Here is a 9,287-nt window from a genome sequence, read left to right on the forward strand (position 1 = left end):
CAGGGTGAACGGGGTGACAGGGACGTGCGCGTACGGCTAGGGCGCGGCTATCGGGACGAGCGCGGTGAAGGCCGGGCGCCGGAGCGCCTCGGCGAGGGAGTCGCTCCAGTCGGGCAGCGGTGCGAGTCCGGCGGCGGCCCAGCGCTCGTGGCCGAGCACGCTGTACGCGGGCCGGACGGCCGGTCGGAGGAAGGCGGCCGAGGTGGTGGGCCTGATCCGCTCCGGGTCCAGGCCGCTGAGCCGGTACGTCGCCCGGGCCAGGCCGTACCAGGTGGTCCGGCCGGAGGCGGTGCCGTGGTAGATGCCGGCGGGGGCGTCCGGGGTGCGTCCGAGTGCGGCGAGCTGCTGCGCCAGCGCGTACGACCAGGTGGGCTGGCCCTGCTGGTCGTCGACCACGTCGAGGGTCTCGCGCTGGGCGGCCAGCTTGAGCATGGTGGCGACGAAGTTGGGGCCGTGCTCGCCGTACAGCCAGGCCGTGCGGACGATGTACCCGCGCTCGGGCAGCAGCTCGGCGACGGCCTGCTCGCCGGCCAGCTTGCTGCGGCCGTACGCATTGACCGGGCCGGTGGCGGCGTCCTCGGCGTACGGGTGGTCGGCGTCGCCGGGCAGCACGTAGTCGGTGGAGACGTGCAGCAGCCGGGCACCGGCCTCGGCGCATGCGGCGGCGAGGTGGCGCACACCGGTGCCGTTGACGGCGGTGGCCGCGGCCTCGGCGCTCTCGGCGCCGTCGACGTCCGTCCAGGCGGCGCAGTTGACGACGACGTCGTGACCGGCCACGGCCGCCCGGACGGCGGCCGGGTCGGTGATGTCGAGAGCGGCCCGGTCGAGGGCGGTGACCTCATCGGGTGAGCCGGCCGAACCCTCCGAGCCCGCCGAGCCCGCCGAACCCGCCGAGTCGGCCGCGCCCGCCAGGACGGTCAGCAGGTCGCGCCCGAGCATCCCGCCCGCTCCGGTGACCAGCCAGCGCGTCATGCGAGCGCCGCCTTCGTCCGGAGCGGCTCCCACCAGGCGCGGTTGTCGCGGTACCAGGCGATGGTGGCCGCCAGGCCGTCCGCGAAGGAAACCTGGGGCTCGTAGCCGAGCTCGCGGCGGATCTTGCTGATGTCCAGCGAGTAGCGGAGGTCGTGGCCCTTGCGGTCGGGCACGTGCTCGACCATCTCCCAGCCGCAGCCCGCGGCCTCCAGGAGCAGGCCGGTGAGCTCCTTGTTGGTGACCTCGGTGCCGCCGCCGATGTTGTAGACCTCGCCGGCCCGGCCGCCGCGCATCACCAGCTCGATGCCCCGGCAGTGGTCGGAGACGTGCAGCCAGTCGCGGATGTTGCCGCCGTCGCCGTACAGCGGCACCGGCTTCCCGTCGATCAGGTTGGTGGTGAAGAGCGGGATGACCTTCTCGGGGAACTGGTAGTGCCCGTAGTTGTTGGAGCAGCGGGTCACCACCACGTCCATGCCGTGGGTGCGGTGGTAGGCCAGCGCCAGCAGGTCCGAGGAGGCCTTGGAGGCGGAGTACGGGGAGTTCGGGGCCAGCGGCCACTCCTCCGTCCAGGAACCCTCGCTGATCGAGCCGTACACCTCGTCGGTGGAGACGTGCACGAAGCGGCCCACGCCGTGCTTGCGGGCGGCATCCAGCAGCACCTGGGTGCCGACCACGTTGGTCAGGACGAACGGCCCCGCGCCCTCGATCGAGCGGTCCACATGGGACTCGGCCGCGAAGTGCACCACCACGTCGTGGCCGGGCATCACGGCGTCGACGGCGGCCGCGTCGCAGATGTCACCGCGGACGAAGGCGTACCCCGGACGGTCGGCCACCGGCGCGAGATTGGCCTCGACACCCGAATAGGTGAGTTTGTCGAGGACGGTGATCTGGGCCGAAGCGTCCGCGCCCAGCAGCGAGCGGACGAACTCGGAACCGATGAACCCGGCGCCGCCGGTCACAAGGATGCGCATAGTGCGCGAAGTGTACCGCTGACGGCCCCTGCGCCCCGGTTGCTGCGCCTTCGGCCTGTCAGGCCTCGAATAGGCTGCTGCCATGCGAGGAATTCTCCTGGCCGGCGGCACCGGCTCACGACTGTGGCCGCTGACCCGCGCGGTGTCGAAGCAGCTGCTACCGGTGTTCGACAAGCCGATGATCTACTACCCGCTCTCCACCCTGGTGATGGCGGGGATCACCGAGATCCTCATCATCACCACACCGGAGGACCAGTCCCAGTTCCAGCGGCTGCTCGGCGACGGCTCGCAGCTCGGACTGCGCCTGGAGTACGCCGTCCAGGAGCGCCCGGAGGGCATCGCGCAGGCCTTCGTGCTGGGCGCCGAATTCATCGGCGACGAGCCGGTGGCGCTGATCCTCGGCGACAACATCTTCCACGGCAGCGGGCTCGGGACGCGGCTCGCCGAGCACACCGAGGCCAAGGGCGGCAGGGTCTTCGCGTACCCGGTGGCAGACCCGACGGCGTACGGCGTGGTGGAGTTCGACGGAGAGGGCCAGGTGATCTCCATCGAGGAGAAGCCGGTCCGGCCCAAGTCCCGGTACGCGGTGCCCGGGCTGTACTTCTACGACAACCGCGTGGTGGAGATCGCCCGGGGGCTGCAGCCCAGTGCCCGGGGCGAGCTGGAGATCACCGCCGTCAACGAGGCCTACCTGCGGGCCGGCGAGCTGCACGTCACCAAGCTCGACCGGGGCACGGCCTGGCTGGACACCGGCACGTTCGTCTCGATGGTGCAGGCCTCGGAGTTCGTCCGGGTGATCGAGGAACGCCAGGGCTTCAAGATCGGCTGCATCGAGGAGGCCGTCTGGCGCGCGGGGCTGATCGGCTCCGCCCAACTGCGCGCGCTGGCCGAGCCGTTGGTCAAGAGCGGGTACGGCCAGTACCTGCTGAACCTGTTGGACGAGGAGGACGGCCGGTGAAGTTCCGCGAGTTGGCGATCGAGGGCGCCTTCGAGATCACCCCGCAGCTGCACGGCGACCCGCGCGGACTGTTCGCCGAGTGGTACCGCTTCGACCGGCTCGCCGAGGTGGTCGGCCACCCGCTGCGGCTCGCCCAGGGCAACCTGTCGGTGTCCGCGCGCGGTGTGGTGCGCGGCATCCACTTCGCCGACGTGCCGCCGGGGCAGGCGAAGTACGTGACCTGCGTGCGCGGTGCGGTGCTGGACGTGATCGTGGACCTGCGGGTCGGCTCCCCCACCTTCGGCCGCTGGGAGGGCGTCCGGCTGGACGACGTGGACCGCCGCGCCGTCTACATCTCCGAGGGCCTCGGGCACGGCTTCTGCGCGCTCACCGACGACGCCACACTGTCGTACCTCTGCTCGGAGACCTACAACCCGACCGGTGAGCACGCGGTGCACCCGCTCGACCCGGACCTGGGCATCGAGTGGCCGGCGGACGCCCCGCAGCTCTCCGCCCGGGACGAGGCCGCGCCCTCGCTGGCGGAGGCCGTCGCGAGCGGGCTGCTGCCCTCGTACGAGGTGTGTCGCGCGTTCACCGGCTCGCTGAACGGCTAGCCACACGCTTCAACGGAGAACGGATGACAGATTTCAGATTCTGTCATCCGTTCTCCGTTTGCCGTTCTCCGCCGAAGCAAACCCGTCCAGCAAACACCAGAGGGCCCGCCCTCCCCGTCCTTGCGGACGGAGGGAGCGGGCCCTCTGGTATTGAGCCTGTCTGAACGACAGCTCAGGTCAGAGCACCAAATTACTTGGTGATCTTGGTGACCTGGCCGGCGCCGACGGTGCGGCCACCCTCACGGATGGCGAACTTGAGGCCCTCCTCCATGGCGATCGGCTGGATCAGCACGACCGACATGGCGGTGTTGTCGCCCGGCATGACCATCTCGGTGCCCTCGGGGAGGGTCACAACGCCGGTCACGTCCGTGGTACGGAAGTAGAACTGCGGGCGGTAGTTGTTGAAGAAGGGGGTGTGACGGCCACCCTCGTCCTTCGACAGGATGTAGGCCTGGGCCTCGAACTCGGTGTGCGGGGTGACCGAACCCGGCTTGATGATGACCTGGCCGCGCTCGACGTCCTCGCGCTTGATGCCACGGAGGAGCAGACCGACGTTCTCACCGGCCTGGCCCTCGTCGAGCAGCTTGCGGAACATCTCGATGCCGGTGACCGTGGTGGTGGTCTTGGTCTCCTTGATGCCGATGATGTCGACAGTCTCGTTGACCTTGAGGACACCACGCTCGATACGACCGGTGACGACGGTGCCACGACCGGTGATCGTGAAGACGTCCTCGATCGGCATCAGGAACGGCAGCTCGGTGGCACGGGCCGGGGTCGGGATGGCCTCGTCGACCGCGTGCATGAGGCCGAGGAGCTTCTCGCCCCACTCCTTGTCGCCCTCGAGCGCCTTGAGCGCCGAGACGCGCACGACCGGCAGGTCGTCGCCCGGGAAGTCGTACTCGGAGAGGAGCTCACGAACCTCGAGCTCGACGAGCTCCAGGATCTCCTCGTCGTCCACCATGTCGGCCTTGTTCAGGGCGACAACGATGTAGGGAACGCCGACCTGGCGGGCCAGGAGGACGTGCTCCTTGGTCTGCGGCATCGGGCCGTCGGTGGCGGCGACGACGAGGATCGCACCGTCCATCTGGGCCGCACCGGTGATCATGTTCTTGATGTAGTCCGCGTGACCCGGGCAGTCGACGTGGGCGTAGTGACGCGCCTCGGTCTGGTACTCGACGTGCGCGATGGAGATGGTGATACCGCGCTGCCGCTCCTCCGGCGCCTTGTCGATCTGGTCGAACGGCGTGAAGGGGTTGATGTCCGGGTAAGCGTCGTGCAGCACCTTGGTGATGGCCGCGGTAAGGGTCGTCTTACCGTGGTCGATGTGACCGATGGTGCCGATGTTGACGTGGGGCTTCGTCCGCTCGAACTTCGCCTTCGCCACTGCAGTCCTCCTGAGGACAGTTCTGTACGCCGTGCTGACGTCAGTTGGTCTTTGATCGGGTTGGGTACGGAATGCCGATGGCACTCCATGCCGTCCCGCGGGTGGGGGCCGGAGGACCTGGGGGGATCTGGGTAGATCCCCCCAGGTTTGCCTCCTAATAGCCTAAGGGGTCACGAACATCCCGTATGTCGGGAAGTTACTCGCCCTTGGCCTTGGCGATGATGTCGTCCGCCACGTTCCGCGGAACCTCGGCGTACGAGTCGAACTGCATCGAGTAGCTCGCGCGACCAGAGGTCTTGCTGCGCAGGTCACCGACGTAGCCGAACATCTCGGAGAGCGGCACCAGCGCCTTGACGACGCGGGCACCGTGACGCTCCTCCATGGCCTGGATCTGGCCACGGCGGGAGTTGATGTCGCCGATCACATCGCCCATGTAGTCCTCGGGCGTGGTGACCTCGACGGCCATCATCGGCTCCAGCAGGGCCGGACCGGCCTTCCTGGCGCCTTCCTTGAAGGCCATCGAACCGGCGATCTTGAACGCGAGCTCGGAGGAGTCGACGTCGTGCGAAGCACCGTCGAGCAGCGTCACGCGGACACCCTGAAGCGGGTAGCCGGCGAGAACACCGAACTCCATGGCCTCCTGGCAACCGGCGTCGACCGAGGGGATGTACTCCTTCGGCACGCGGCCACCGGTGACCTTGTTCACGAACTCGTAGCCCTCGCCGGACTCGAGCGGCTCGATCGCGATCTGGATCTTCGCGAACTGGCCGGAACCACCGGTCTGCTTCTTGTGCGTGTAGTCGATACGCTCGACGGCCTTGCGGATCGTCTCGCGGTACGCGACCTGCGGCTTGCCGACGTTGGCCTCGACCTTGAACTCACGACGCATACGGTCGACCAGCACCTCGAGGTGCAGCTCGCCCATACCCGCGATGATGGTCTGGCCGGTCTCCTCGTCCGTGTTGACCTGGAAGGAGGGGTCCTCCTCCGCGAGACGCTGGATGGCGACACCCAGCTTCTCCTGGTCACCCTTGGACTTGGGCTCGATCGCGACGCGGATGACCGGGGCCGGGAAGTCCATGGACTCCAGGATGACCGGCTGCTTCTCGTCGGACAGCGTCTCACCGGTGGTGGTCTGCTTCAGGCCCATGACGGCGATGATGTCGCCGGCGCCCACCGAGTCGATCTCCTCACGCTTGTTCGCGTGCATGCGGTAGATCTTGCCGATGCGCTCCTTCTTGCCCTTGACGGAGTTCAGCACCGAGGTGCCGGACTCCAGGCGGCCGGAGTACACGCGGACGAAGGTGAGCTTGCCCAGGTGCGGGTCGGACATGATCTTGAACGCCAGGGCGGCCAGCGGCTCGTCGTCAGAAGCCTGACGGACGATCTTCTCTTCGCTGTTCGGCTTGGTGCCCTCGATGCCCTCGATGTCGAGCGGCGACGGCAGGTACTTCACGACCGCGTCGAGCAGGGGCTGAACGCCCTTGTTCTTGAACGCGGAGCCGCAGAAGATCGGCGTGAAGGACGAGTCCAGGGTGCCCTTGCGGATCGCGGCGATCAGCAGCTCCTCGGGGATGTCCTCGCCCTCGAGGGCGGCCTCCATCACCTCGTCGCTGACGTTCGACACGGTGTCGATGAGCGCCTCGCGGTACTCGTTCGCCTGGTCGACCAGGTCGGCCGGGATGTCGACGACGTCGTACATCTCGCCCTTGGTCGCCTCGGGCGACCAGACCAGGGCCTTCATCTTGACCAGGTCCACGACGCCGACGAAGTCGGCCTCGGCACCGATCGGCAGCTGCATCACCAGCGGGGTGGCGCCGAGGCGGTCCACGATGGTGTCGACGCAGAAGAAGAAGTTCGCGCCCGTGCGGTCCAGCTTGTTGATGAAGCAGATACGCGGGACGCCGTAGCGGTCAGCCTGCCGCCACACGGTCTCGGACTGGGGCTCGACACCGGCAACGCCGTCGAACACCGTCACGCCACCGTCGAGCACGCGGAGCGAACGCTCCACCTCGACGGTGAAGTCGACGTGACCAGGGGTGTCGATGATGTTGATGGTGTTGTCAACGCCGTCGAGCGTCCAGTGGCAGGTCGTCGCGGCCGACGTGATCGTGATGCCGCGCTCCTGCTCCTGCTCCATCCAGTCCATGGTGGCAGCGCCATCGTGGACCTCACCGATCTTGTACGAGACACCGGTGTAGAACAGGATCCGCTCGGTGGTGGTGGTCTTGCCCGCGTCGATGTGCGCCATGATCCCGATGTTGCGGACCTTGGCGAGGTCAAGGGAGGTTGCAGCCATGGTGGCTCGTTCTCTCTCTGTCTAGTGACGGGGTTCGGACTACCAGCGGTAGTGCGCGAAGGCCTTGTTGGACTCGGCCATCTTGTGGGTGTCCTCGCGACGCTTCACGGAAGCACCGAGGCCATTGCTGGCGTCGAGGATCTCGTTGAGCAGACGCTCGGTCATGGTCTTCTCGCGACGGGCGCGGGAGTAGCCGACCAGCCAGCGCAGCGCCAGGGTGTTGGCGCGGCCCGGACGGACCTCGACCGGCACCTGGTAGGTGGCGCCACCGACGCGGCGGGACTTCACCTCAAGGGTGGGCTTGACGTTCTCAAGCGCGCGCTTGAGGGCGACCACGGGGTCGGCACCGGTCTTCTCGCGGACGCCCTCGAGGGCGCCGTAGACGATCCGCTCGGCGGTGGAGCGCTTGCCGTGCAGCAGGATCTTGTTGACCAGCGAGGTCACAAGCGGCGAGCCGTAGACCGGGTCGATGATGACCGGGCGCTTCGGGGCGGGACCCTTACGAGGCATTCTTACTTCTCCTTCTTGGCGCCGTAGCGGCTACGAGCCTGCTTGCGGTTCTTGACACCCTGGGTGTCGAGCGAGCCGCGGATGATCTTGTAGCGGACACCAGGAAGGTCCTTCACACGGCCACCGCGCACCAGCACGATGGAGTGCTCCTGCAGGTTGTGGCCCTCACCCGGAATGTAGGCGGTGACCTCGATCCCGCTGGTGAGGCGCACACGGGCGACCTTACGGAGAGCCGAGTTCGGCTTCTTCGGGGTGGTCGTGTACACACGCGTGCAAACACCGCGGCGCTGGGGGGAACCCTTCAGCGCGGGCGTCTTGTTCTTCTCGACCTTGTCCTGCCGGCCCTTTCGGACCAGCTGCTGGATCGTAGGCACCGTTTCTCCGTTTTCTGTGTGCCAAGGCTGCGTAAAACTAACCTGCGGTGACCCCAACGCTCCGACCCACGCGGTCGGGTGTGTTGAGCCTCTTCCGTTCTGCGGCGCCGGCCGTGAGGCCTGCCCATGCAGTGGAGGAATCGCGGAATCCCATGAGCTGATGTGCAGCGGCGGCACTCGCGCGCGCGGAGCGGGTTGAGACGCTCCGATGTGGCGCGGCGGCCGGTGTGCATGCACGCACAAGGACCCGGGGACACCCCAGGCACAAGGTCAGAGCGTACCTAGCGCATCGGCGCCGGTCAAAACAAATGCAACGCCGCAGCTCAGCACTGACGGGGGCGGGACACCCGAATGGCGGTAGCCGACTGACCCGTCTTACCACAGACGGCGGCAGGTGGCGAGCCGTCAGCCGCCGAGAAGCAGGGCGAGCAGCACCAGCAACGTCCAGCCACCGATGGACAACCAGCCGAAGACCAGGCCCGCGGTGGCCATCCCGTCGCCCTCCTCGCCACGGGTACGGATCTGCGACTTGGCCACGTGCCCCGCCACCACGGCGGGCACGGCCAGCGCGCCGAAGGTCGGGACGCAGAGCAGGCCCAGCGCCATCGCGGTGATCGCCACCGGGTTGGTACGCGGCCGCGCCGGAGGGGGAAGGAAGGTCTGCGGTACGACCGGCATCGCGCTGCCCAGCGGGGCCACCATCGGCCCGGCCGGCAGGTCCGTGACCAGTTGGGCCAGCTGCCCGTACGTCTTCGCCTGGTAGGCGGCGTCGAAGCGCTGGGCGTACTCCTCGGCCGAGAGCCTGCCCTCGGCGTAGGCGGCCTTCAGGACGTCGACCGTGCGCTCCCGGTCGGTGTGCGCGGCGCGCATCGCGGACTGCGGGGACGCAGCGGGCTGCCAGGGCTGGGCGTGCGGCACAGCAGGCGGCTGGGCGTGCGGATGCGCGCCGTACGGCGGCTGCGGCCCCCACGGCTGTACGGCCAATCCGGCCACCTCCCGACACCCCGGCGCGCTGTGCGCGCGACTCTCCTCATGGTGCAGGACGAATCAGGGCCCCGGGTAGTTGCCGAATCGGCCGACCGGAGTGAAACCGATGACGACGTTTGACGGAGAATCACCCGTTCGGCCTAGACACGCCGGGCGTGGCGACCTTGATCAGTCCGCGGCCCAGGGTAGTGGGAGGCTGGGGCCGCGCCGTACACCGTGCCGCAAACCGAGTCGCAAAC

At 68.2% G+C, this 9,287-nt stretch carries 9 protein-coding genes; 2 read left to right on the top strand and 7 right to left on the bottom strand.

Translation table 11 applies throughout. The features are described from left to right. Positions 1 to 36: 36 nt before the first annotated feature. Complete coding sequence (gene rfbD, locus FB465_RS14155; RefSeq protein ID WP_145790799.1) at positions 37 to 972, bottom strand: dTDP-4-dehydrorhamnose reductase; 936 nt, start codon at positions 970 to 972, stop codon at positions 37 to 39. Continuing rightward, on the bottom strand, positions 969 to 1,943 hold the full coding sequence (gene rfbB, locus FB465_RS14160) for a dTDP-glucose 4,6-dehydratase (RefSeq protein ID WP_145790801.1): 975 nt from the start codon (positions 1,941 to 1,943) through the stop codon (positions 969 to 971). Before rfbB ends, rfbD begins: the two co-directional genes overlap by 4 nt. A gap of 82 nt (positions 1,944 to 2,025) precedes the next feature. Between rfbB and rfbA the strand changes: the two genes are divergently transcribed. After that, on the top strand, positions 2,026 to 2,901 hold the full coding sequence (rfbA, locus tag FB465_RS14165; protein ID WP_145790803.1) for a glucose-1-phosphate thymidylyltransferase RfbA: 876 nt from the start codon (positions 2,026 to 2,028) through the stop codon (positions 2,899 to 2,901). Then, on the top strand, positions 2,898 to 3,494 hold the full coding sequence (gene rfbC, locus FB465_RS14170) for a dTDP-4-dehydrorhamnose 3,5-epimerase (RefSeq protein ID WP_145790804.1): 597 nt from the start codon (positions 2,898 to 2,900) through the stop codon (positions 3,492 to 3,494). Before rfbA ends, rfbC begins: the two co-directional genes overlap by 4 nt. A 190-nt stretch (positions 3,495 to 3,684) precedes the next feature. Here the strand turns inward: rfbC and tuf are convergent, their stop codons facing one another. From tuf to FB465_RS14195, 5 genes are all read right to left on the bottom strand, one after another. Then, a complete protein-coding gene (tuf, locus tag FB465_RS14175; RefSeq protein WP_145790806.1) occupies positions 3,685 to 4,878 on the bottom strand; it encodes an elongation factor Tu in 1,194 nt (397 codons plus the stop codon). A 196-nt stretch (positions 4,879 to 5,074) separates the two neighbouring features. After that, complete coding sequence (fusA, locus tag FB465_RS14180; protein WP_145790808.1) at positions 5,075 to 7,177, bottom strand: elongation factor G; 2,103 nt, start codon at positions 7,175 to 7,177, stop codon at positions 5,075 to 5,077. Positions 7,178 to 7,216: 39 nt separating this feature from the next. Beyond that, on the bottom strand, positions 7,217 to 7,687 hold the full coding sequence (gene rpsG, locus FB465_RS14185) for a 30S ribosomal protein S7 (RefSeq protein ID WP_030457432.1): 471 nt from the start codon (positions 7,685 to 7,687) through the stop codon (positions 7,217 to 7,219). A gap of 2 nt (positions 7,688 to 7,689) precedes the next feature. Then, complete coding sequence (gene rpsL / locus FB465_RS14190; RefSeq protein ID WP_014144289.1) at positions 7,690 to 8,061, bottom strand: 30S ribosomal protein S12; 372 nt, start codon at positions 8,059 to 8,061, stop codon at positions 7,690 to 7,692. A gap of 405 nt (positions 8,062 to 8,466) precedes the next feature. Next, the gene (locus FB465_RS14195) at positions 8,467 to 9,045 is read right to left on the bottom strand and encodes a DUF1707 and DUF4190 domain-containing protein (RefSeq protein WP_246192660.1); all 579 of its coding nucleotides are present in this window, start codon (positions 9,043 to 9,045) and stop codon (positions 8,467 to 8,469) included. Between the last annotated feature and the right edge of the window lie 242 nt (positions 9,046 to 9,287).

The sequence above is a fragment of the Kitasatospora atroaurantiaca genome (assembly GCF_007828955.1).
GTDB classification, from domain to species: Bacteria; Actinomycetota; Actinomycetes; order Streptomycetales; family Streptomycetaceae; genus Kitasatospora; species Kitasatospora atroaurantiaca.

What these genes read in the sequence shown, in the direction of transcription:
- rfbD (WP_145790799.1), bottom strand. Translation starts at nt 972, where the DNA reads ATGACGCGCTGGCTGGTCACCGGAGCGGGCGGGATGCTCGGGCGCGAC.
- rfbB (WP_145790801.1), bottom strand. Translation starts at nt 1,943, where the DNA reads ATGCGCATCCTTGTGACCGGCGGCGCCGGGTTCATCGGTTCCGAGTTC.
- rfbA (WP_145790803.1), top strand. Translation starts at nt 2,026, where the DNA reads ATGCGAGGAATTCTCCTGGCCGGCGGCACCGGCTCACGACTGTGGCCG.
- fusA (WP_145790808.1), bottom strand. Translation starts at nt 7,177, where the DNA reads ATGGCTGCAACCTCCCTTGACCTCGCCAAGGTCCGCAACATCGGGATC.
- rpsG (WP_030457432.1), bottom strand. Translation starts at nt 7,687, where the DNA reads ATGCCTCGTAAGGGTCCCGCCCCGAAGCGCCCGGTCATCATCGACCCG.